General features: G+C 36.3%; 26 protein-coding genes. 8 read left to right on the top strand and 18 right to left on the bottom strand.

Going from position 1 to position 21,184, the window contains the following annotated elements:
* Nucleotides 1–57 precede the first annotated feature (57 nt).
* Nucleotides 58–237 (top strand): hypothetical protein, encoded by a 180-nt coding sequence (locus FG383_RS12405; protein WP_142607708.1) that lies wholly within the window; start codon nucleotides 58–60, stop codon nucleotides 235–237.
* A 196-nt stretch (nucleotides 238–433) separates the two neighbouring features.
* Entirely contained in the window at nucleotides 434–547 is a 114-nt protein-coding gene (locus tag FG383_RS12400; protein WP_142607707.1) for a YjcZ family sporulation protein, read from the top strand.
* Nucleotides 548–652: 105 nt separating this feature from the next.
* On the opposite strand, the gene FG383_RS21655 is transcribed toward FG383_RS12400, so the two are convergent.
* On the bottom strand, nucleotides 653–889 hold the full coding sequence (locus tag FG383_RS21655; RefSeq protein ID WP_142607745.1) for a RusA family crossover junction endodeoxyribonuclease: 237 nt from the start codon (nucleotides 887–889) through the stop codon (nucleotides 653–655).
* Nucleotides 890–1,731: 842 nt separating this feature from the next.
* On the opposite strand from FG383_RS21655, the gene FG383_RS12390 reads away from it, so the two are divergent.
* The gene (locus FG383_RS12390) at nucleotides 1,732–2,283 is read left to right on the top strand and encodes a BclA C-terminal domain-containing protein (protein ID WP_425467647.1); all 552 of its coding nucleotides are present in this window, start codon (nucleotides 1,732–1,734) and stop codon (nucleotides 2,281–2,283) included.
* Nucleotides 2,284–2,673: 390 nt separating this feature from the next.
* Here the strand turns inward: FG383_RS12390 and FG383_RS20930 are convergent, their stop codons facing one another.
* The 4 genes from FG383_RS20930 to FG383_RS12375 form a co-directional block, all read right to left on the bottom strand.
* The gene (locus tag FG383_RS20930; protein ID WP_185907930.1) at nucleotides 2,674–2,811 is read right to left on the bottom strand and encodes a hypothetical protein; all 138 of its coding nucleotides are present in this window, start codon (nucleotides 2,809–2,811) and stop codon (nucleotides 2,674–2,676) included.
* 150 nt (nucleotides 2,812–2,961) lie between these two features.
* Nucleotides 2,962–3,387, bottom strand: coding sequence for a hypothetical protein (locus FG383_RS12385; protein ID WP_142607706.1), 426 nt, complete (start codon nucleotides 3,385–3,387; stop codon nucleotides 2,962–2,964).
* A gap of 129 nt (nucleotides 3,388–3,516) precedes the next feature.
* Nucleotides 3,517–3,768: a hypothetical protein gene (locus tag FG383_RS12380; protein WP_142607705.1), complete on the bottom strand. Its 252-nt coding sequence runs from the start codon at nucleotides 3,766–3,768 to the stop codon at nucleotides 3,517–3,519.
* 194 nt (nucleotides 3,769–3,962) lie between these two features.
* Nucleotides 3,963–4,727, bottom strand: coding sequence for an alpha/beta hydrolase (locus FG383_RS12375; RefSeq protein WP_142607704.1), 765 nt, complete (start codon nucleotides 4,725–4,727; stop codon nucleotides 3,963–3,965).
* Nucleotides 4,728–4,854: 127 nt separating this feature from the next.
* Between FG383_RS12375 and FG383_RS12370 the strand changes: the two genes are divergently transcribed.
* Nucleotides 4,855–5,742, top strand: coding sequence for a LysR family transcriptional regulator (locus FG383_RS12370; RefSeq protein ID WP_142607703.1), 888 nt, complete (start codon nucleotides 4,855–4,857; stop codon nucleotides 5,740–5,742).
* A 241-nt stretch (nucleotides 5,743–5,983) separates the two neighbouring features.
* Here FG383_RS12370 and FG383_RS12365 read toward each other — a convergent pair whose 3' ends face one another.
* The 4 genes from FG383_RS12365 to FG383_RS12350 form a co-directional block, all read right to left on the bottom strand.
* Nucleotides 5,984–7,096 (bottom strand): conserved virulence factor C family protein, encoded by a 1,113-nt coding sequence (locus tag FG383_RS12365; RefSeq protein WP_142607702.1) that lies wholly within the window; start codon nucleotides 7,094–7,096, stop codon nucleotides 5,984–5,986.
* A 24-nt stretch (nucleotides 7,097–7,120) separates the two neighbouring features.
* Nucleotides 7,121–9,010, bottom strand: a complete 1,890-nt coding sequence (locus tag FG383_RS12360) for an ABC-F family ATP-binding cassette domain-containing protein (RefSeq protein WP_142607701.1) — start codon at nucleotides 9,008–9,010, stop codon at nucleotides 7,121–7,123.
* Nucleotides 9,007–9,642: an HD domain-containing protein gene (locus FG383_RS12355; protein ID WP_185907929.1), complete on the bottom strand. Its 636-nt coding sequence runs from the start codon at nucleotides 9,640–9,642 to the stop codon at nucleotides 9,007–9,009. The genes FG383_RS12360 and FG383_RS12355 overlap by 4 nt, the downstream gene beginning before the upstream one ends.
* Nucleotides 9,643–9,785: 143 nt before the next feature.
* Nucleotides 9,786–11,465: a formate--tetrahydrofolate ligase gene (locus tag FG383_RS12350; RefSeq protein WP_142607699.1), complete on the bottom strand. Its 1,680-nt coding sequence runs from the start codon at nucleotides 11,463–11,465 to the stop codon at nucleotides 9,786–9,788.
* Between the two features lie 312 nt (nucleotides 11,466–11,777).
* Here FG383_RS12350 and FG383_RS12345 point away from each other — a divergent pair, with 312 nt between their 5' ends.
* Nucleotides 11,778–11,981 carry a cold shock domain-containing protein gene (locus FG383_RS12345; protein WP_142607698.1) on the top strand — a complete coding sequence of 68 codons (204 nt, stop codon included), beginning with the start codon at nucleotides 11,778–11,780 and terminating at the stop codon, nucleotides 11,979–11,981.
* Between the two features lie 38 nt (nucleotides 11,982–12,019).
* On the opposite strand, the gene FG383_RS12340 is transcribed toward FG383_RS12345, so the two are convergent.
* Entirely contained in the window at nucleotides 12,020–12,196 is a 177-nt protein-coding gene (locus FG383_RS12340) for a zinc-finger domain-containing protein (RefSeq protein ID WP_142607697.1), read from the bottom strand.
* Between the two features lie 118 nt (nucleotides 12,197–12,314).
* On the opposite strand from FG383_RS12340, the gene FG383_RS12335 reads away from it, so the two are divergent.
* A complete protein-coding gene (locus FG383_RS12335) occupies nucleotides 12,315–12,713 on the top strand; it encodes a reverse transcriptase-like protein (RefSeq protein ID WP_142607696.1) in 399 nt (132 codons plus the stop codon).
* Here the strand turns inward: FG383_RS12335 and FG383_RS12330 are convergent.
* The 6 genes from FG383_RS12330 to FG383_RS12305 form a co-directional block, all read right to left on the bottom strand.
* Nucleotides 12,710–13,174, bottom strand: coding sequence for an SRPBCC family protein (locus tag FG383_RS12330; RefSeq protein WP_142607695.1), 465 nt, complete (start codon nucleotides 13,172–13,174; stop codon nucleotides 12,710–12,712). The two genes, FG383_RS12335 and FG383_RS12330, sit on opposite strands and share 4 nt — an antisense overlap.
* A 94-nt stretch (nucleotides 13,175–13,268) precedes the next feature.
* The gene (locus FG383_RS12325; protein WP_053589685.1) at nucleotides 13,269–13,469 is read right to left on the bottom strand and encodes a cold-shock protein; all 201 of its coding nucleotides are present in this window, start codon (nucleotides 13,467–13,469) and stop codon (nucleotides 13,269–13,271) included.
* A gap of 165 nt (nucleotides 13,470–13,634) precedes the next feature.
* A complete protein-coding gene (gene coaW / locus FG383_RS12320) occupies nucleotides 13,635–14,456 on the bottom strand; it encodes a type II pantothenate kinase (RefSeq protein WP_142607694.1) in 822 nt (273 codons plus the stop codon).
* Between the two features lie 27 nt (nucleotides 14,457–14,483).
* Nucleotides 14,484–14,792, bottom strand: a complete 309-nt coding sequence (locus FG383_RS12315) for a magnetosome magnetite crystal formation protein family (protein WP_142607693.1) — start codon at nucleotides 14,790–14,792, stop codon at nucleotides 14,484–14,486.
* A gap of 63 nt (nucleotides 14,793–14,855) precedes the next feature.
* Entirely contained in the window at nucleotides 14,856–16,367 is a 1,512-nt protein-coding gene (locus FG383_RS12310; protein WP_142607692.1) for an amidohydrolase, read from the bottom strand.
* Nucleotides 16,364–16,933 carry a DUF1836 domain-containing protein gene (locus FG383_RS12305; protein WP_142607691.1) on the bottom strand — a complete coding sequence of 190 codons (570 nt, stop codon included), beginning with the start codon at nucleotides 16,931–16,933 and terminating at the stop codon, nucleotides 16,364–16,366. Before FG383_RS12305 ends, FG383_RS12310 begins: the two co-directional genes overlap by 4 nt.
* Before the next feature lie 133 nt (nucleotides 16,934–17,066).
* Here FG383_RS12305 and trhA point away from each other — a divergent pair, with 133 nt between their 5' ends.
* Nucleotides 17,067–17,714, top strand: a complete 648-nt coding sequence (gene trhA, locus FG383_RS12300; RefSeq protein WP_142607690.1) for a PAQR family membrane homeostasis protein TrhA — start codon at nucleotides 17,067–17,069, stop codon at nucleotides 17,712–17,714.
* Nucleotides 17,715–18,103: 389 nt separating this feature from the next.
* On the opposite strand, the gene FG383_RS12295 is transcribed toward trhA, so the two are convergent.
* Nucleotides 18,104–18,550 (bottom strand): OsmC family protein, encoded by a 447-nt coding sequence (locus FG383_RS12295; protein WP_142607689.1) that lies wholly within the window; start codon nucleotides 18,548–18,550, stop codon nucleotides 18,104–18,106.
* Between the two features lie 88 nt (nucleotides 18,551–18,638).
* On the opposite strand from FG383_RS12295, the gene FG383_RS12290 reads away from it, so the two are divergent.
* Nucleotides 18,639–19,007, top strand: a complete 369-nt coding sequence (locus FG383_RS12290) for a hypothetical protein (protein ID WP_142607688.1) — start codon at nucleotides 18,639–18,641, stop codon at nucleotides 19,005–19,007.
* 41 nt (nucleotides 19,008–19,048) lie between these two features.
* Here the strand turns inward: FG383_RS12290 and FG383_RS12285 are convergent, their stop codons facing one another.
* A complete protein-coding gene (locus tag FG383_RS12285; RefSeq protein WP_142607687.1) occupies nucleotides 19,049–20,593 on the bottom strand; it encodes a sensor domain-containing diguanylate cyclase in 1,545 nt (514 codons plus the stop codon).
* Nucleotides 20,594–21,184: the final 591 nt, after the last annotated feature.

Below are 21,184 nucleotides of genomic sequence, written 5' to 3'. Positions count from 1 at the left end.
TTAATTGAATAAATAAATGTAATTTGGTTAATGCTTATGAAAAAGAAGGAGAAAAATATGATAAAATTAGAGTTAACCATCAACGATTTTTATGTTGAAACCCTTAACCAGCTAGTAAAACAATTCAATGAACTTGTTCCTGAGCATGCTTCTTATTCATATTCTGCTCAAGATGTTATTGAATTACTAATCGTTCGAGAACATGTGAGTAGTGAAATAAAACGTATTAGACCTTGAAAAGGGTCTTTTTTTGTGCATATTTATTGGTCTTAAAGCAACGCTTTCTCGTTGAATTAATCTCCCTATGACATTTGCCCCGGTGCTTTTTCACATTATGAATAAGCTACTTTATAACTGAAGAGCACGTCATAACAGCCTTGCTGTGCCTCCAGTGGTTTTACATGTACTATCCCAAATATAGGAGGTGTATAGTATGGGAGAAGCGGTTGGCGGATACGGAAACGGTTCAGGATTCGCTTTGATTGTTGTTCTGTTTATTCTTTTGATTATTATTGGCGCAAGTTTCTTAGGTGGCGGTTACTGCTGATGCAAAGAGCTTAGAACCTAAATTCACACTACAATCTAAGACAGGTTTTTGACCTGTCTTTAGCTTTTTATCAGTCAGCCTAGTCCGTCAGTGATTATTTTACTTTCACCCCAGTACTTGGATTGTCTGAATAGAACTTGCGAACTTCCATATTAAAGTCTGTGCATTGTCATGCCTTACAACTTTACTCATGCCGTCCTTTATACCCTGCACTAGTTTATCAAGATCGGGTTTCTTAGTAGGCCTTATCTGTCCTTCTATTGCTACAGCAAGTTTCAATTTATTAGAAGATTTAGGTATCGATCTAAAAATATATACATAAAAAATTAATTCAGTTTCAATTAATAGCTAGTGCATGTTCTGCTGCAGTCATTTTATAAAATGTTTACAGTCTCATGATTTGATTGGATCTAATGCTCTAACGTAAATCCACATGAAGAAGATCTTGGTCGCCTTTGTTTATAGTTTTTTCACATTGTTCTTTTTCACAAACAACTATGGTATTTTCATTGCCCACCTGTAGATGAGGATGCTTTTATATGTCGCTAATCCCAAAATTATTGTGTTTATGTCTAATTTCAGAATGATCCTCAGGTTTCAAGCTCTGATTCATTGCTCTCCCATAGTTGCGTTAAAACCGAAATTCTTTGCCCTACAGTTCGTGGCTCGCCATAATCACTTGGAAAATTGTTCATGAATTTGTTCACCAGCTTGCACATTGATCGTTGAATATTTGTATTTGGCTGATAGCTATCTAGATTCGCGTGGACGAATTTTTCTGGAATTAGCGCATTTTTAAAGTGTCATCCCCCGTACTGCGTTCACGACATACACAATCCTTATAGATGTCGAAGAAGGCAAAACCGACTTTTTCTGTATGACTAAAAACAACTTCTGTATCTCTATATTCTAGACACTAATCCTCCCTCATGCATTTTACATTTAGTTGTTCTAGGTTATTGACAGGATCCTTTTTCCATTTGTGTAATATTCCATCTGCACCTTTACTTTGGCAGTTTGTAAATGCAAATACATTATCTATTCTAAATTTCGCGAAAAAAATAAACTTTGAATTTATCATCTGTAAAACCAATTGCCTTTACTCTCCATTCAGAGACCTTCACTCTTTTTTTCCCAAACAGATATGCTATTACTCACATATTATAGAGATAGTAGTGGAGGAGGTGATTAATTTGTCAAATTGTAAAAAATGTGGTTGTGGAAATCGTTCGCTTCCAAAAGTTAAATTGAAAGGATGCATCTGTCCTGAAGGACCACCAGGACCTCCAGGGCCACCAGGAGGAGTATCCTCATTTGCAGATTTTTTTGCGTTGATGCCTCCTGATAATGAAGCAACTGTTGCTGTTGGTGGTGATGTGGATTTCCCGCAAGATGGACCTACTAGTGGGATGGATATTGTCCGAGCTTCCGCCGATTCATTTACCTTGGCAGCAATTGGCACCTATCAGGTATTGTTTCAGGTGAGTGTTACCGAAGCGGGCCAACTGGTTTTAACTCTCAATAACGCTGAGCTACCCTATACGGTGGTCGGACGGGCAACCGGTACTGCTCAGATAGTAGGAATGGCTCTTGTAACAACGACAATCATGAATTCAACACTCACTGTACGAAATCCTGCTGCCAATCCTACGGCACTAACCATTACCCCTTTCGCTGGAGCACCAGACGGTACAACACCTGTTTCAGCACACCTTGTCATTACGCGCCTCCAATAAACTTGGAAAATAGAATCACATAGTCTATTTCAAAACTAGCTATCCCCCACTATAAGAAAAAGCAACACCGATAACATTGAACTGCACCCCAATTATTAGATACAATCTAATAATTAGAGGTGCTTTTTTATATGAGAAAATTCTCTAAATCAAAAAAACAGTTGCTGTTCAGCACTATGTAGATGAAAATGAATCATATGTGGCAACAGCCAATTCACTTGGAATGAATTAAGTTAATTTTTGATATACATGAAATACGTTATGAATACCGCCTATACTCGGGATGAACTGAAAAACAGCCACGAACGGGCAAAAAAAAGGGCACTTTTAAAAATCAAATAAAAACACCGTTCTTTTTTGAACGATGTTCGTATACGCATGTATCCTGTTTTATTGACTATTATCTTCTTGCTGTTCTGAAGGTTCTTCACTTGGGTCTGGCTCATCTTCATCGACACCACAACCGAACAACAAACTTACTGATAAAATACCAGTCATTAGCGCAAAAATATGTCTTTTATGCTTCATCCTATTAATCCCTCCACTCCGTATCTCTTCTTATTCATGTTGTCCTGTTTCTTGAAAAATATTTATGAACAGCTAAATAAATATTTCTTAAGCCATCTCGTAGCTCGATCAAGATTCCAACTGAGGAGGAGTGGAGATAGTTCAAAACCATTACTTGGACAATTCCTTATAGGCTAAAGCCTTTAACGCTAGCATTTCTTCTTCTGTTAATTTACTTTCGATCTGATTAAAAAGGGCTTGCTTTTCTTCTTCCGTCATTCCATTTTTAGCTTTTGTTTGTATCTCTTGCAATTCGCTTATATTAAACTTTTTAAGCAATACTCTTGTTGCTTCTTCTTTTGTTTGGAATGGTAGTTGACTACTATCTACATTTTTACCTTCTTCTATATACGCCTGTAACTGCGGGTCTTTCTTTATTTCTTGTTTAATATTTTCCAATTGGCCACTATCTTCTAGTTCAACTGTTACTTTTTCCATTACTTGATCCGCAATTATTTTTGGAGCAAAATAGTATACGGCAAAGCCGATAATTCCGATGATGACAACGAAACTAAAAAGTATTTTCAAAAACTTCAACTCAATTCCTCCTTCTACTGTATTTGTTAATGGATGGACTATACTAATTGTACACATAGAAAAAGCACCTTCCAAGATGCTTTATAGTCATTTTCATATTATTCACTGCCTAATTGCAGCAACCAACCTCTATATAATTTTACTGCTCTTTACTTTGAATTCAGATATTTTATAATCAATAAACGCTCCGATAACTCCGAAGGGTAATCCACCTGCAGAGATAGAAAGTAGTACAGTAAACAAACTGAGACTGTCCATTTTATAAAACAACAATAAAAGAATGGAGAGTGTTCCTAATATGGTGAACAAAATTGAAAAATAATACGTGATATGTACTTCATCTTTTAGAGTTGCTTCTTTTTCAATTATTTCTTCGCGCATATTACTCCCCCGTTCATCATAGCATCATTTATCTTTCTTATTATTTACTTATTACGCATTATTTAAACACTTTTACATGTCATAATAGTTGGAAAATAAATACATAAAGAAAGCCAAAAAACACCATTCAAATAAAATGAATGATGTTTTTAATATATGATAAGTAGCCATAATGGTTAATAGGCTGCATTATTTTATACAACAGCGCGTACAGATTCTGTCCAGTCTAATTGGTTTAGAAATGCGTACACGTCTTCGCATACTTTATCTTTTTCTTTTCCAGTAGTAATAATATGTCCAGATTCTTCATACCAAATGATTTCTTTTGTATCGGTTTCGACTTGCTCCAATATAAATGATGCACTTTCTTTATAAATGTCTCCATCTAATGCGCCTTGTAAAACAAGTGTCGGTGAAGAAATCGTTGGTAGATCCACACAAGCGTCTTCAATGAATGATTGGACATCACTCAAAGAATCCAAAGGACTATTTTTTAATGCTTCTAGTTCTTGAATAATGACTTCTCTCGATTTACCTTCAAATGATTTATATACTTTTGCATAATTATATAAACGATCAAACAAACCATCTGTATTACTTCGTTTAATCGGTGCACACATAGATACGATCGCTTTGACCGGGAATTCTTCCGCTACTTTCAGAGAAAAAACGCCTCCTAAAGAAATACCTGCTACAGCAATTTCTTCATACCCTTGGTTTCTCAAAAAGTTGTAACCTTCTACAACATCTTCCCACCACTGTGTTGGCGTTGTTTGTAATAATTCTTCCGGCGTCCCACCATGCCCGCGGTACATTGGTGCATGACAAGTGAATCCTCTTTTTTGCAAATATTCTCCTAATCGTTTTACATCTTTCGTACTTCCTGTAAATCCGTGAAGTAAAAGTACAGCTCGATTTCCCCCTTTGAATGTAAAAGATTTAGGTGCGACTAGTTTCATTTTAATATCCCCTTTAGTTTGATAGCTTATTAATACTTATCCTATCATTGACAATCCATAAAGTATAATTTATTATTCCTATCATAAAGATGCATAAAAGGTATCAATTAAAAAGGATGATATGTTTATGGAATGGCAACGATTAGAATATTTTCAAACACTCGCAAAGGTTCAACATATGACCCGTGCTGCTGAACTATTATCTATATCCCAACCTGCATTAAGCAGGTCCATCGCAAGTTTAGAAGAAGAAATTGGCGTTCCACTTTTTGATCGTCAAGGTCGCTCCATCATTCTAAATCGGTATGGGATGATGTTTTTAGAGAGAGTTAACCGGATTATGAACGAAATGAATGATGGGTTAAATGATATTCAGCAGTTAATCGCCCCAGAACATGGAGAAATATCACTTGGCTTTTTACATACGTTAGGTATAAGTACCGTACCAAATATTATTCGTGCTTTTCATGATCAATATCCACATATTACATTCCAATTTAAACAAAACCATACACATACGCTATTACAAGAGCTAAAATCGGGCGAGTTGGATCTTTGCTTAGTCGCATCTATTGCCTATGAAAAACCAATTATCTGGACAGAATTATGGCGAGATGAGTTATTTGTAATTGTTCCGATTAATCACCCGCTCGCACATCGGCAAAGCATTTCGTTAACTGAAATAGGGCAGGAGTCTTTTATTTCGATGAAAAAAGGATATGCTCTACGAAAAACTACGGATAGTATATTTTCTGAATCAAACTTGTTGCCAAATATTGCTTTTGAGGGTGATGAAGTTGCTACAGTCGCTGGGTTTGTATCAGCAGGGCTTGGTTTTTCGATATTACCTGATGGGGAAGAAATTAATCCGAACAAAATTGCTAAATTGCGCATGGAAGATAGGACATGTGAACGTATAATCGGTATAGCTAGGGTGGAAAATCGTTATCTATCACCAGCTGCGGTAAATTTCCAACAATTCATTCTAGATTATTTTCTTGAAAAGAAGATGTAATGCATATTATCTGAGCATACAAAAAAAGCCTCACTCTTCAACGTGAGGCTTTTATAATTAAGCGATAGTGTAAGAAATTCGAAGGGAGATCTTCTAACAGGTTACCAAGCCTGTTTTCCTTACAACAATAGAGTACCATATATTTTCGAAAGTTCTATGCTTAATTATTGCATATAGAACCCATATTAACCATGATTGGAAATACATGTACTAACATTAATAATAGATGTAGTTGGTTCTATTATTTTCTCGCTTCACTCATTTGCTTCCAAACGGATCCTTTTGCTTCTTCCCCATCTTCAATTCGTGCAATCGCCATACGAATTTGTAGCTTTACTTCATACTCTTTATCTTCCATTGCTTCTTTTAATGCTGGAAGTGCATCCATATCGCCTACTTCATAGAAGTACATAGCTGCTCTCCAGCGAACGAGTTTGTTTTTATCAGAGAGGGCAACTTTCATCGCATCTGCGAATTGTTCAAAACCTAAATCACTCATTGCGTCTCCTGCTGTTCTACGTACTGCACCACTCTTATCCTTTAATGCTATTTCTAGATAAGGAATAACTGCTTCATCTTCTATTAATCCAAGATATACAGTCGCTAGTCGACGAATGGATACTTGTTCGTCCTCTACTGCTTTTGCCAAAATCGGCAAGTCCGCTAGTTCAGGATTGATCAAATTATTTAGCAGTTGGAATCTTTCTTCCCATTCACTTACTTCAAACTGCTCTAAAGTGAAAGGAACACGAACTGCTGCTTTTTCTTCTTCGTTAGTATCTTTTTCTTCGATTAGTTGTTGCAGTTTACTTTCTGGGAAAGTTGCTTCTAATTCTTTTACTAATTGTTCTCCAATTTCTTTTTGATCGCCGTAGCGAACACCATAATCTACCCATTTCCGCAGCATAATATAGTTCTCTTTATCGCCCGCCATCGCTTCATCTAGCGCTTTTGTAAAACGATCGGATAAGCCGTAACGTGACTCTGATTCACTATCAAATACTTTTACTTGAAGTGGGATCCCTTTGTATTGTTGTACGTGTACGTATACTTCGCCGTAATGGTCTAAAGGCTTTTCGCTCGCGTTTTCTTCATTGTCTGCTCCAAATACATTTTCCACAGAAGCTAAAATAGATTCCCAGCTAAATTTAGAAATACGCTCCACTGCTAAAAAGTCAGCTACATGATAGACCCCTCTTACACCTTCTATTGTAAATAGATCTTGTATTTCTTTTGGTGCACCTTGAATATTGTCTTTTTTATAATTATAACTCTTTCCGAATGGTAGCTCCTGATCGATGACTACTTTCATCGTATTTGGACTTGGTGTTGGTTCAATTGTAACTATTTTCATTGCGCATACCTCCAGTAAATTAGATTAAGAAGAAGCGATTTCTTCTAAATAAGACCATCTTTCAATTAGTTGTTCATATGTGCTGTTTGCTTGTTCTAACTTGTCTGTTAGTTCCTGTAGCAGGGTAAAATCGGATCCAGTAGTTAACATCTTTTCTTCTAATTCTGCAATTAACTGCTCCGTTTTTTCAATTTCTTTACCGATTGTTTCCCATTCTCGTTGTTCTTTGTAGGACATTTTCTTTTTCTCTTTCGTCACTTTAACAGGAGGCTCTTCTATTACTTTCACTTCTTCTACCACAGTTTCGATTGGGGCTTCTTTTTTTACGTCTAAGTAATCGGAATATACTCCTAACCACTCCTTGACAGAGCCATCTCCATTTAAAATCCATAGCTTTTTCGCTATGCGATCCAAGAAAAACCGATCATGGGAAATCGTCACAATAACACCTGGGAACGATTCCATAAAGTCTTCTAAAACAGACAAAGTTTGAATGTCTAAGTCATTCGTAGGTTCATCCATAAATAGAACATTCGGTTGTTCCATTAACATTTTTAGTAAGACTAATCGTTTTTTCTCTCCACCAGAAAGCTTTCCAATCTGTGTACCGTGTGTATTTAAAGGAAACAAAAATCGTTCTAGCATTTGCGCTGCTGAAAATTTTTCACCAGAGCCGGTCTCGATTAAATTCGAAGATTCTCGTACATATTCTATCATTCTTGTCTGTTCGTCCAACTTCGGTAACTGCTGAGAAAAGTGCATCAATTTAACGGTTGAACCTACAATTATTTCTCCAGAATCCATCGGAATTTCTCTCGCTAGCATTTTAAGTAAAGTACTTTTCCCTACCCCATTCGGTCCAATAATTCCAATACGATCTCCGGCTTGTAGTAAAAACGAAAAGTCTTCTACAATTTTCTTTGAGTCAAATTTTTTGGAAATGTTTACACCTTCTAATACTTGTTTACCAAGTCTAGTTGTCGCTATTTCTAAATCTAGATTTTGATTAGAATTATTACGATCAATTTTTGAATCAATTTCTTCAAATCGATCTTTTCTTGCTTTTTGTTTAGTCGATCTTGCTTTTGCTCCTCTTCGAATCCATTTTAATTCATTGCGGTATAAGTTTTGGAGCTTTTGTTGAGATGCGACATTCATTTCTTCTCGTAGTGCTTTTGACTCTAAATAATCTGCATAATTCCCTGTATGCGTGTAAAGTGTTTTATCGGCAAGTTCATATATATGTGTTGCAACAGCATCTAAAAAATAGCGATCATGTGTGACAAAGATAATAGAGCCTTCCACTCGTTGAAGCATATCTTGTAACCAATCCGTTGATTCTTTGTCTAAATGGTTTGTAGGCTCATCTAGAAGAAGTAGATCTGCTGGTTCAATTAATACTTTTGCAAGTGCCACTCTTTTTTGTTGGCCACCAGATAGATGAAGAATAGAATCTTCGTATTGCGTTATTCCAAGTTTCGTTAATGCCGTTTTTGCAAGTGCATTGACATCCCATGCTTGCAAATCATCCATTTTTTGTTGCAAATCCATTAATTTATTTTGACGTTCCGTTGAGCTTGAATCTTCCATCAAAGCTAGTAGTGCTTCTTCATATTCTCGGTTGATTTTTAAAATAGGAGAATCTCCACTAAATACTGTTTGCAAAACTGTTTCATCTTTATCAAATACTGGTTGTTGCTCTAAATAAGCAACTCGGTATTTGTTTGGGTGATCACGATCAATGGAATCTGCCTCTAGCTGTCCCGCAATGATCGATAGAAAAGTGGATTTACCAGTCCCGTTAATCCCTATTAATCCTGCTCTATTTTGATCGTTAATCGTAAATGCTATATTTTCAAACAGTGTTTTCTCTCCGACTGTTTTTGTTAAGTTTGAAATGATTAAATGGCTCATATATGTTCCCCTGTTTCCGTTCTCAAGTTTTGCAAAAATAATTCCATAAACGCGTGTCTTTCTTTTGCAAGTTCTTTTCCTTTTTTCGTTAGCATTCCGTCTGTCAGTTTTAATAACTTTTCGTAAAAATGCGTAACGGATGCTGTTTCTTTGGTGCGATATTCTTCCACGGACATATTGTCTCTTGGCGTTTCATCTGCATCGTATAATTTTCTACCTTTTGCTCCACCATAAGCAAATGTACGAGCAATTCCTACTGCTCCTATTGCATCTAATCGGTCTGCATCCCGAACGATTTGAGCTTCAATTGTTTCGGCTAGGAGTTCATTTCCTCCGTTAAAAGAGATGGATTTAATAAGCGTTTTTAGTAGATCCACCTTTTCATCAGACAAGCCAATAAGGCGGAGGATTCTATCTTCTTCCTGCTTTTCTTCACCAGTAGCGTATTTTGGATCGCTGACGTCATGTAAAAGTACTGCTAACTCGATAAGCTCTAAGTCCGCTGTAGGTTCAGAAGTAGCTATTTCGAACGCATTTTTGCGTACTCTTTCGATATGTTGGAAGTCATGACTGGCATCAAAATGCTTATATACATCTTTCACTAATAGTTCACATTGCTGTATTGGATTCATCATTTTTACCCCTTATATGTTCTACCTTCTCCATTATAGCGAATAAAACCAAAAAAGACCGCTATTTGAGCAGTCTTTCTAGTTTAATCAAATAAATTTTCCACTTCTCTTCATTCATCGTCCAAAAAAAGTACTGAATGTAGTTAAAATAATCCAATAGCACTTCCATCTTCAGAAACGTCCATATTTAATGCAGCTGGTTTTTTAGGTAGTCCTGGCATGGTCATAATATCTCCGGTTAAACATACTAAAAACCCTGCACCTAGTTTCGGAATTACTTCGCGAACGGTAATGGTAAAGTCAGTTGGTCTTCCTAATAATTTGGGTTGATCGGATAAAGAATATTGTGTTTTCGCCATACAAATCGGAAGAGCATCCCAACCATATGCCGTTATTTGATCGATTTGTTTTTTAGCAGCATCTGTAAATACAACATCTTTTCCACCATACACTTGCTGGACAATCGTTCGAACTTTCTGTTCAATCGTATCCGAAACACTGTATAAAGGGGCAAAGTTAGATGGCTTCTCTAGTTCGTTCAACACTAATTTTGCCAGCTCCACACCACCTGCTCCCCCTTTTTCCCATACTTCGGTTAAAGCAATAGCTATACTTCTCTCTTCACACCATGATAGTAATGCGTTTAGTTCCGCTGTTGTATCCGTGAAGAATTTATTCAACGCGACAACCGGCTCAATACCAAATGCTCGAATCGTATCAATATGCTTTTCTAGATTGTTCGTTCCTTTGAGTAGTGCGGTTACATCTTCTTCCTTTAACAAGTCTTTTTGTTTTCCACCTTGCATTTTAAGTGCTCGAATCGTCGCAACAATAACGACTGCGTCAGGTGATAAATCTCCTTGACGCGATTTAATATGCATAAACTTTTCCGCACCTAGATCGGCACCAAATCCTGCTTCTGTCACAACAACATCCGCTAAGTTCATCGCCGTTTTCGTCGCAATTATGGAGTTACATCCATGCGCTATATTTGCAAATGGTCCTCCATGTATGAGAGCAGGTGTCCCTTCTATCGTTTGCACTAAGTTTGGTTTGAGTGCTTCTTTTAATAATAAAGTAAGTGCACCTTCTACTCCTAAAGCACGCACAGTTACAGGTTCTTTTGCATATGTATAACCGATGACGATTTGCGCTAGCCTTTCTTTTAAATCCGATAAATCCTTTGCTAAACAAAGAATGGCCATGATTTCAGAGGCTACGGTAATATCAAACCCGTCTTCACGCGGAATTCCTTGCGTGGGACCTCCAAGACCGATCGTAATATGGCGTAGTGCACGATCATTCATATCAAGAACGCGCTTCCAAATAATTCTTCTAGGGTCTATTTGCAATTCATTTCCTTGATGAATATGATTGTCTATTATTGCAGCTAAAGCGTTATTCGCTGTTGTAATCGCGTGTAAATCGCCATTGAAGTGAAGATTTATTTCTTCCATTGGTAAAACTTGTGCAAAGCCACCGCCAGTTGCACCGCCTTTTACACCCATTACCGGACCTAATGATGGTTCACGGAGCGCTACTACAACAGATTGTCCAATTTTTTTCATCGCATCTGCTAATCCAACGGTCACCGTTGATTTACCTTCTCCGGCTGCTGTCGGGCTAATTGCTGTTACGAGTACAACTTTACCTAAATTTGTTTTAACTGCTATCTTCGTTGGATCAATTTTAGCTTTGTAGTGACCATATTGCTCTACAGCGTCTTCTGGAATTCCCAATTCATCCGAAATTTTCCGAATCGGTTGCATTTTGGCATTTTTGGCTATACTTAAATCGGATAGCGTTTCTACGTTAACTTTCATATGTATCCCAACCTTTTTTCTTTTATTATACGTTGGATCAATGGGATAAAACAAATCGATTATGCTTTGGCCTGCGTGATGCATGTTAGTTAGAAGTTGTCGCATAGATGCAACGAGCTTTGCGCAGGAGCAGAGGGGTTGAACTCTCTTTTGTTTCAAATGAATTCTGCCGTTCATCCCTTCACTTTTAAAAGAGAAGTACTTTTGCTGAGTCAAGTTGAAATTCGACATATTATTGACCGTAGATGTCATTTAATGTATAGTATAATTATCCATTATCAGAATTTTTAATGGACTGAGGGAGGAACGTTTATGCAACAGGGGAAAGTAAAATGGTTTAATAATGAAAAAGGCTATGGATTTATCGAGTATAATGATGGAGAAGATGTATTTGTCCATTTTACAGGTATTCAAGGAGATGGATTTCGAGCACTGGAAGAAGGACAAGATGTTATGTTCGAAATTGTTGAAGGAAACCGTGGACCTCAAGCTGCAAACGTTATTAAAAATAGTTAGAAACGATTCTTCCTGCGACAAATGGTCGTAGGTTTTTTTTATCGAAGTTTCTCCCCTTTTCGCTTTATCTCTTCTCCAACCGTGCAGCCACGAATGCAAAAATGGTGTGCTGTCGCCTTCCCCTTTTCTTTTCTAAGTTGGGTTCGGACAAAACACCCATCACAATACGTTTGAAGTATATGATCGATTTCATTTATAATTTGTGTGTTTTTCATTCATTTACACTCCTCACTATTGCATAATTGTACTATTATGTTTCTTTTGATTGCAAGTATGCTATAAATCGTTCAAACTAAAACAGACAATTAATTCATTTAATAAAAGGGGATTGACATGTTAGAAGTTTATATTGATGGCTCGACGACTGGAAATCCAGGGCCAAGTGGAATAGGCGTATTCATTAAAGGTGAAGGTCATCATTTGAGGTTTAGCGAGTTCATTGGCCATTACTCGAATCATACGACAGAATTTATCGCCCTCTTGAGAGGATTAGAAGAAGCACAAAAATTGTCTCCAGCTATCGTGTCTGTACGAACAGATTCTCAAATCGTGCTTGCTGCTGTTGAGAAGCGATATGCGAAAAACGCTGAATTTGCAGCTATATTAGAAAACATTTTAGCAATTAGCGATACATTTGATTTGTTTTTCATGAAATGGATTCCCGATGATCAAAACAAAGCAGCGCATGCGCTCGCTAGAGAAGCCGTATTAAAACAACTGCCTAAAAGTTAATTGGCAGTTGTTTTGTATGCAGCTTCCATCGTCTCTTTTGTGCGATTCATAAACTTCATTACTACATCGTCATTTCCAAACAATTGAAAGATACTAAAGAGCGGGTTTTTAGGCTTATTAATCGATGTGTAGATGAACTTAGTTGCGGCACTATCTTCCATTTGTAATTCGTAGTCAATTGTCATCCGAAAGCGATCATTTAATAGAAAGCTCTCCTGAATCATTTTATAATTTTGTTCGTCTACATATTTTTTTATCGTTATTTCATATTGTTCTGTTAATGAACCAATTTGATACGTCTGATGGATAATGGATCCAACTACTTGCTCCGTTTGCTCCACATATTCCTCTTCTACTACTTTTGGAAAGATCTTTTTCTTTTTTTCCGTATCACCATAAAAATAGGGCCAAGCAAATTCAATAGGAACGTTTATGTTAATTTCTTTTTTCCACTTTTTCATTTCTTCTGCTCCTAAAACTAAAATTGTATAGTTTTTATCATAACACAAAAAAACAGACTCCCCTAAGAGAGCCTGTTAAAGTTTAGGTTTAAAATTAAGCTTTAACTACGTTAGTAGCTTGAAGACCACGTTGGCCTTGCTCGATTTCAAAAGTTACTTCTTGACCTTCGTCAAGAGATTTGAAACCTTCGCTTTGGATAGCTGAGAAGTGTACGAATACGTCGTCTCCGCCTTCGCGCTCGATGAATCCGAATCCTTTTTCTGAGTTAAACCATTTTACTTTACCTTGTTCCATGTGTGTTTCCTCCTCGTGTGCAATTTGACGCACACATTTTGTTACTATCCTTGCTCAACACTGTTAAGTAAAAGTGTTGCCACCTACTAACTAACCGAACAAAAATAATCCTCTTTAAATATAACACGGGCTCTCCAATAACGCAACAGATATACACGATTCTTTTTATTTATTTTCTAACAATGCACCAATCGCTCCACTGTATCCATGTTTGTCTAAAAAGATTGGTTTTTTCTGTTTTAAAATCGTATAAGATTCAATAATTGCTTGTAGTAATTCATTTTCTTCTAGGGTGGAACCAATATAAATAATATCTTCTACGTGGTGCGCATCCGCTGCTTGAATGCATAGCGTAGCAACTACTTCTCCAATAATTCCTTGTACTCCAGCTAACAGATCAGAACTGTTTCTAGCTTCATTTGATTTTAATGCAACTCCGCCAAAATTACTCGCCGTTAATGAACCTTTAATAGGTAGTTTATTGTGTTGATAGATGTCACTCACTAATATATCGATAGAAGTTCGATTTCCTTCTTTCGATAGCTCGATTATATCTTGGTAGTCATAAATACCTGTTAAAGCGGCTCCTAAACCGACAAGTGTTCCTCCACCAACGCCAGTTCCTCCTATGCGACTATGTGTATCCCCATTCATTATATGTATAGACGTTCCAGTACCGATGTTGGCAATAATTGCTGAATCACTGGAAATGACTTCTTCTTTTAGTTGGTACATGACTCCGTTCATCGTCGCATCAAACTCCACGATGTAAGGGATTTCATTTTCCGAAGAAAGATATTTCTTTAATTGTTCCGCTCGACCACCAGTGAGGCAGATAGAGGCTAACGAGTGGTTTGTATCAAGCCAATCCTTTACAGCTTTAAAATCGGATGAAAGGAAACTTTGAAACGAAATTTCTTTTGTTTCATCCCAATAAGCAATTTTCGTTAACGTTCCACCTGCATCTATACCAATTCTAGTAGTCATACGAATTCCCCTTTTATATTAAGAGACTTATTTAAACCATGACCCAACGATGGGATAGTTAAACTCATCTCCATTAATCGCTTTAATTATTCCGATTATTGGAACAACAAATGTCATTATACCAAAAATAATGAGCATCGGGATACCTATTAATAAAATAATTAAAAATATAGAGATAGTTATTAATACCGACATCACTAGTTGAAATAGCACAGCTTGTATGGAGAGTTTTTTAATCTCGTCATTATCTACAACCAAATATAAAATGAAAGGAACTAAAAATGGTGCAAACCAAGTACTCGCATGAAGCAGAACTTTTAATCCTCTATTTTCCATGAAAAATCAAACTCCTCTCTACTTTTACTTATTTACGACAGAAAGTAACAAAAAGTTTCATTTTTATTTACTAAATACAATTTCCCCATTCACAACTGTTTGTATTACTTTAGAGGTAGTAAACGACTCTTTTGTTAACATTTGGTCGACAATCGTAAAATCAGCATCGAAACCACTCATTATTTTGCCACGAATATGTTCTTTTCCAATTGCCTTAGCACTTCCAGTTGTAAATAACGAGATTGCTTCAAACGTAGTTAGTTCCTGCTTAGGCAAGTATTTATTATTTGCCGCTGCATCCATCCCTAGTAATGGATCTGCAAGTTCAATTGGTGAATCAGAGCCACCTGAGCAATCAAACCCTTTATCTAGTAGCGTTTTCCAAGCATATGCCCATGTTAAACGTTCTTTTCCTAAACGATCTATTACCCAAGGAAAATCAGAAGGAACGAACATCGGTTGAATATCTAAGACTACTGGTAATTTGGCCATTCTGTCTATTAACTCTTTCGTAAGCACATTGACATGAATAAGCCTGTCTTTTTTACCAATCGGGGCAGGATATTTTTCGATTAAATTTAAAATGATTTCTACCGCTTTATCTCCTATGACGTGTACAGCAATATTTTCGTTATATTTTCTTGCTAGCTTGATGAGATTCTCTAATTTTTCCCTATCGTGAACGGCAACTCCTTTATTTCCAGGAGAATCTGAATAATCTTCTGCCAATAAAGCTGTATGTCCCCCAAGTGAACCATCGATAAATATTTTCATCGCCCCAAATTCGATAAAGTCGGCAGGTTCTTCCCCTTGCATTTGCTCAAATACTTCGTGATTACGAAGTAAATGGACTCGAAAACTCCTTCCTATTGTACGGCGATACGCTTCTAGCGGTGTATTGTATGGACCATAATAGGCCATATCCTCTGTATGCACGCCCGTTAGTCCTTTTGCTTGCAAATCGGCGACACTCGCCTGAATGACCTTTTGTAAATATTCTGTTGTAACAGCTTGAATATGGGACGTGATTAATTGCTGTGCTTCATCATAAAATAGTCCGTTTAAATTGCCATCCTCATCTTTTCCGATAATACCACCTACCGGATTTGGCGTGTCATTGGTGATTCCTGCTAATTCCATTGCTTTTGTATTTGCTACAAGCACATGTCTACAAATTCGCTTTAGGACGATTGGAGTTTCTTTTAATCCACCCAAATCTTTACATGTAATCGGTCTATTTTCTACTAATATATTATCATTCCAACCTTCCGCAACATACCATTCCCCTTCTTTCACCCGTTTGGCTACTTCCGTCACGAGTGTTTGAATGGAAGTAAAAGAAGACAAATCTAAATAACTTAATTTTTCTCCATGGCCAATTAAGTGGATATGACTATCTACAAAACCCGGATACATGACGGCACCTTGTAAGGATTGAATTTGATCTGCTAAAAGACTTAATTGCTCTTTCGTTCCAGTTTGTATAACCTTTCCGTTTTCTACTAATACAGCCTCTACTTTTTCTCCTTCTGCATTCATTGTAAAAATAGTTCCGTCTGTCCAGAGTACCTTCATTTTTTAGGCTCCTTTTTATTTGAGATTAATTCATCCACTAGTAGTTCTGCTGCCTTGCGATAGGCATTGCTCATATTGGCAAGTGACGTTATTAATAATAAATGCTTCAAATCATCCTCCATCTCCATTTCGGCAATTTCTTGTTCATGTGCTTGCATTTCAGTAAAAAAACTTTTCGCATTCGCTTGTTGTAATGCAACCGAGTGTGTATAAAAATCTTCTAAATTAAAATCCTCATTGTCTATTTTTTCGTTGATTGGATCCATCGTCGTCTTAATATCATTAATGGAAAGAGCTCCCTTTAATTGATAGATTAAGTTTATTAACATTATATGTTGCTTGGAATATTTTTTGTTTTTGATTGGGATGAATAATTTTCCTTTGGCATAGTTATTGATCATTGTTTTTGTTAATACTTTTTCATCCGTATTTCGAAGGGTTGGACCAAATTTCGAATCAAATAATTGAATTACTTGATCCATATATAAATCGATATCGGGTATCTCTTCAGCATGAATCGTGGCATCCAGTCCAAGTTTATTAATAAGTTCTTTTGATTTATTCATGTAAATTCCTCCGTTACTAGCTTGTTCTTATCGTATCCTAAAAAGAGTTTTCAGTAAACATTGACTATCTATTGTAATGAGTATATTATATTAAGTAGTTATCTAAACTACATGATGTTATGGAGGTATTTCATTGGAAAAGTTTATGAGAGAACCATTTAATGCATTATCACATCTTTTTGGCGCTATTCTTGGTATTTTCGCTTTAATCGCAATGATTACGAAAGGCATCTCATTAGATGTATCAGGTTTAACGATTACTGCGCTCGTGCTATTTGGTTTGAGTATGATTTTACTGTACACCTCGTCAGCAACCTATCATATGGTTATCGCAAAAGATCATGTGATTCATGTATTAAGACGATTGGATCATTCGATGATCTATTTATTAATAGCAGGTACATATGCCCCATTTTGTTTAATCGCATTAAAAGGCACAACTGGTTATATGCTGTTTAGCATTATCTCGCTTTTGGCAATTAGCGGGATATTGTTTAAGATGATTTGGTTTAATTGTCCAAGATGGATTTCTACTGTTTTATATATTGGAATGGGATGGATTATCGTCTTTTTGGCTTCTCCGCTTGCAGGAGTGCTTGGGACACAAGGGCTCTTTTTTCTACTATTAGGGGGAATTTTTTATACCATTGGTGGAGTTATTTACGGTGTGAAACCAAATATACCTTTTATTAAAAAGTTAGGGTTCCATGAGATTTTTCATATATTCATTTTATTAGGAACGATTAGTCATTTCATCTGTGTTTTTGTTTATGTTATTTAAGAATAAAACACAAAGGGCTAATGTATCAACAGGTGACCGCTGTAGCTGCCGTCAACAGTGAAAATCATAGCGTTCAACTAGAAGAGATCACTTTTTGAAACAGTGAAAACAACAGAATAGACTTTGTTCATTAGAAATAGCGATCATTCAATGAAAATTGATCGCTTTTTTGTAGGAAAAATCTCCTTTTCCAACTAAACTCGAATTTTTTCCAACTAAATGCACCAAAATTCCAACTAAGCCTTTCAAAATTCCAACTAAAACACATCTCCAAGGAAAATTACACAAAAAAGGACTAAAACCAAGACGGTCATAGTCCTTTTTCGTATGCAAAGTTGGTAATTCATCGGAAGTAGTGACCATTCTATTAAAACGGTCGCTTTTTGCGTCTATTGTTCCAAACTTACTGAAATAGTTGGCTCTAGTTGTAATTCTACGTTTCCTTGTATTGCACGGCTAATCATACAGGACGTTTCGGCTTTTTTAGCTAATTTCAGAGTCATTGCCCGATCGTTTTCATTTTCAATAACAATTACTGGACGATGAATAATCTTTTTATATGTAAACACGCCGTTCGTCACATCGACTACTGCAGTTGACTCCATGTCGAGAGAAATTTTCGCGATTTTACTCCTTTCAAGCATCGCTGCAAGTGTAATAATATAACAAGTCGCAGCTGCTCCTAGTAGCATTTCGTCTGGGTTTGTCCCAACTCCCGGTCCGTCCATTTCTATCGGTATCGACACTTTTGTATGTAAATGTTCCGCCTGAATTTCTCCTATATCGTTTCGGTTTCCAGGCCAATTTGCTTTTAAATGAAAATAATGTTCTGCCATATATATCATTCCTTTCATAGAATTATTCAGTAGTTGGAAAAATAAAAGATTTCCAGTATGATTAGGTAAGAGAAAGAAGGGAACCCTCTTGCTGAAAAATAATAATAGAATTGTTGGTATTATGATCGTGTTATCTATGTTTTTACTTATTTTAGGTGTAAAATATGTTCTTGGTCAAGATTTAGTCATTATGAACTTCGTCGCATTTGCTGCATTTTCGGTTGCTGTCGGCGTAATAGCTGGTGCCTTGTTAATGTATAAATTACATAAAGGGTTTTACATATTTGCGATAGGTCTTGCCATTGGATTCATCGAATTATTTCGTTCATTTCTTGTTGGAACAGAAGAATTTGGTGATCTTGTCGGAATTCTATCACTATTCATCTTTACTTCATTCGGTTTAGTCATTGGATTGATCGTAGAAGGTATTTTGTATTTGATGAAAAAAAATAAGTAAAAAAGAAGTTTTTCCGCAACTAGCGAGAAAAACTTCTTTTTTTAAGGAGAAATAACTGTTTTATTTCTTCCTTCTGATTTGGCTACATACAAAGCCTCATCGACTCGATGCAAAAGTTCAATCACATTTTCTTTATTCACTTTATACTCCCCAACACCGGCAGAAATCGTTATTTTTCTATTCATCGAAAGGATGCTGTTTTCTATTTCCTTTCTTAACTTTTCTGCTTGAATATACGCCTCATCCAAAGAGGAATTTGGTAGTATGATAACAAACTCTTCTCCTCCAAGTCGGACACAAACATCCTTTTCCGAAACACTTGACATCATTTTACTCGCTAAAAATTGTAATGTCTCATCGCCTATTTGATGTCCAAATTCATCATTCACTTTTTTAAAATGGTCAATGTCAATGCTAATGATAGAAAAAGAATTCTTTTGTTCCAATAAATCAGCAAAAAACAACTCTGAATATCTTCTATTTTTCAATCGAGTAAGTGGATCTGTTAACGACAAATCCTTAAAATTGGCAACCACTTCTTCTTGCAGTTTTCGATAATTCTCAATTGTTTCTGTCAGTTGCTTTGCTTCAAAATACCATGTAGAAACTTTTAAATTTTGTACAGATACGTCTCCTAAATTAGAATTCATCGTTGAAATCGCCAAATTTTTCAATGGGGAAGCAAGCTTTTCCGATAATAAATAAGCTAACACGAAAAATAGAATAACAAATGGCAACGTGTAAAAAAACATTTTAGTCATGATCCCACTTAGTGGTTGTAGACCACTTTCATAAGGGGTTTGTGAAACAACGCCCCACTTACTTTCAGGAATATATGAATATCCTGCCAATAAATGTGTACCTTGTGTATTATATAATTCTTGAGCTCCACTTTTTCTATTCAATAAACTTTGAATTACCCTATTTTCACTCACATTTTCTCCTATTCTCATTTTGTCTGGATGATAGATTAATGTGCCTAGTTCATCCACTACAAAAACATAGGAACCATCTTCACTAAAATGCTCCGCTAAAATATTTTGAATGAAATTATCTTCTTGTAAATAAATCGTACCATTTAACATACCAAGATATGTATTCGAATCATCAAATAATGGCGTGGATACTAGTATTAAAAGCCTGCCTGTTACCGCTTTATACGGCTTCGTAATAATGCTTTCTTTTTTACGAAGTGCTTCTTCTACTCCTTCAGATTCGATTTTATTACCTGTAATTCCTATGTTTGGTGAGGTAGCTATAGCAATGCTATCACTTCCAATAACTGAAAGTGAATTGAAATTTTTCCCACTAATTAATAACTGGTCCAATATTTTAGTTAGTTCCTCTGGATTTTCAATATGATCAATTACATCTGGTTTTCTTGCTTCTAGGTTGGCTTCCATTGCTTTAAAAACTTCTTCGGACATTTTCGCTAATTTTAACGCATACATTTCGTTTTGCTCTAATGATTTTTCGATTAGACTTTTTTTCGTTACAAGATAACTAGAAAAAAGGGAACTACTTAAAATGGCTATCATTGTAAAAGTGATCAGTGTGAGTATCCAAAATTTGAGTGTTTTATTCATTTAATTTCCCCTTCAAAAAGCATTCCAAATGATTATACCATTTGAACTATTACTTTACCTTCCCAATGAATATTTTTTACAATAAAAAAACTATCCATAAAAGAGATATTTCACAAAATAGGGATACTACGTGGTAGTGCGTTGAAAATGAGTGTCCGCTGGGATTTCCGCTGCAGTCGAACGCTTTCCGCCGGGTGAGCGATGAGCCATCCCCGCCGCGCCTGCGCGCGTCCGCCTGAGAAGTCTCATTTTGCTCACACAGAGGAACAAAGGCTAAAAACGCCACATCGTGTGGCAACGCCTTCGTGACCAACATCCTGTTGTCCTCCACTGGAGTCGCCTCCCAGCAGCGAAAATCCATGGGAATTGCTTGCTAATTTTGCGTCTACTGTTATCAGAGCTTTAAATTGATCAGATTCCCTACGCAATATTTACTAAAGCTAATTAGAAAATGCTTTCTCCAAATAAGTAGAGCATTTACTTAGGATAAAGTTCGTTTCATACAACTATTTATTGGTATGAGACCTCGTATTCATCGTCGTCTCACTCCAAGTAAACTTGTTATTTTAAGAATTGGTTGCTTTCACTAGC

Origin of the sequence: Psychrobacillus soli (genome assembly GCF_006861775.1) — a bacterium.
Taxonomy (GTDB): Bacteria; Bacillota; Bacilli; order Bacillales_A; family Planococcaceae; genus Psychrobacillus; species Psychrobacillus soli.
This window is presented reverse-complemented; position numbering and strand designations above follow the sequence as displayed.

Excerpts from the sequence above, each read along its gene's own strand:
- FG383_RS12405 (WP_142607708.1), top strand. The coding sequence starts at position 58 with ATGATAAAATTAGAGTTAACCATCAACGATTTTTATGTTGAAACCCTT.
- FG383_RS12400 (WP_142607707.1), top strand. The coding sequence starts at position 434 with ATGGGAGAAGCGGTTGGCGGATACGGAAACGGTTCAGGATTCGCTTTG.
- FG383_RS20930 (WP_185907930.1), bottom strand. The coding sequence starts at position 2,811 with ATGAAGCATAAAAGACATATTTTTGCGCTAATGACTGGTATTTTATCA.
- FG383_RS12380 (WP_142607705.1), bottom strand. The coding sequence starts at position 3,768 with ATGCGCGAAGAAATAATTGAAAAAGAAGCAACTCTAAAAGATGAAGTA.
- FG383_RS12375 (WP_142607704.1), bottom strand. The coding sequence starts at position 4,727 with ATGAAACTAGTCGCACCTAAATCTTTTACATTCAAAGGGGGAAATCGA.
- FG383_RS12370 (WP_142607703.1), top strand. The coding sequence starts at position 4,855 with ATGGAATGGCAACGATTAGAATATTTTCAAACACTCGCAAAGGTTCAA.
- FG383_RS12365 (WP_142607702.1), bottom strand. The coding sequence starts at position 7,096 with ATGAAAATAGTTACAATTGAACCAACACCAAGTCCAAATACGATGAAA.
- FG383_RS12360 (WP_142607701.1), bottom strand. The coding sequence starts at position 9,010 with ATGAGCCATTTAATCATTTCAAACTTAACAAAAACAGTCGGAGAGAAA.
- FG383_RS12355 (WP_185907929.1), bottom strand. The coding sequence starts at position 9,642 with ATGAATCCAATACAGCAATGTGAACTATTAGTGAAAGATGTATATAAG.
- FG383_RS12350 (WP_142607699.1), bottom strand. The coding sequence starts at position 11,465 with ATGAAAGTTAACGTAGAAACGCTATCCGATTTAAGTATAGCCAAAAAT.
- FG383_RS12345 (WP_142607698.1), top strand. The coding sequence starts at position 11,778 with ATGCAACAGGGGAAAGTAAAATGGTTTAATAATGAAAAAGGCTATGGA.
- FG383_RS12340 (WP_142607697.1), bottom strand. The coding sequence starts at position 12,196 with ATGAAAAACACACAAATTATAAATGAAATCGATCATATACTTCAAACG.
- FG383_RS12335 (WP_142607696.1), top strand. The coding sequence starts at position 12,315 with ATGTTAGAAGTTTATATTGATGGCTCGACGACTGGAAATCCAGGGCCA.
- FG383_RS12330 (WP_142607695.1), bottom strand. The coding sequence starts at position 13,174 with ATGAAAAAGTGGAAAAAAGAAATTAACATAAACGTTCCTATTGAATTT.
- FG383_RS12325 (WP_053589685.1), bottom strand. The coding sequence starts at position 13,469 with ATGGAACAAGGTAAAGTAAAATGGTTTAACTCAGAAAAAGGATTCGGA.
- coaW (WP_142607694.1), bottom strand. The coding sequence starts at position 14,456 with ATGACTACTAGAATTGGTATAGATGCAGGTGGAACGTTAACGAAAATT.
- FG383_RS12315 (WP_142607693.1), bottom strand. The coding sequence starts at position 14,792 with ATGGAAAATAGAGGATTAAAAGTTCTGCTTCATGCGAGTACTTGGTTT.
- FG383_RS12310 (WP_142607692.1), bottom strand. The coding sequence starts at position 16,367 with ATGAAGGTACTCTGGACAGACGGAACTATTTTTACAATGAATGCAGAA.
- FG383_RS12305 (WP_142607691.1), bottom strand. The coding sequence starts at position 16,933 with ATGAATAAATCAAAAGAACTTATTAATAAACTTGGACTGGATGCCACG.
- FG383_RS12295 (WP_142607689.1), bottom strand. The coding sequence starts at position 18,550 with ATGGCAGAACATTATTTTCATTTAAAAGCAAATTGGCCTGGAAACCGA.
- FG383_RS12285 (WP_142607687.1), bottom strand. The coding sequence starts at position 20,593 with ATGAATAAAACACTCAAATTTTGGATACTCACACTGATCACTTTTACA.